Genomic DNA, 246 nt, shown 5'->3' on the forward strand with positions numbered 1-246 from the left:
CTCCAGAATCCCCTTGTCTCCGAGGAAGCTATCTGGAGAACAACCTTTGTCGCCATTCTTGACGAAGCCGACACGGGTCGGGTCTGCGTCCATCATGAATGAATAGGCGTCGCGCGCCTCTGCTTCCATTATGTGGCCGCGCTCCATCGCCGGGCTCGTAAAAGTCTCGGTCGGCTCTCCGGTGATGATCTCCGCTGCAAGGCGATTCCTGTAGGCCCTCCGAGTTTTGCCCTCACCCTTAGCAAG

1 pseudogene is annotated in these 246 nt (G+C 58.1%); it reads right to left on the reverse strand.

Going from position 1 to position 246, the window contains the following annotated elements:
* Positions 1-147 (reverse strand): annotated as a pseudogene (locus tag CQ12_RS47510) (exonuclease); the annotation flags it as partial.
* Positions 148-246: the final 99 nt, after the last annotated feature.

The organism is Bradyrhizobium jicamae, assembly GCF_001440395.1.
GTDB classification, from domain to species: domain Bacteria; phylum Pseudomonadota; class Alphaproteobacteria; order Rhizobiales; family Xanthobacteraceae; genus Bradyrhizobium; species Bradyrhizobium jicamae.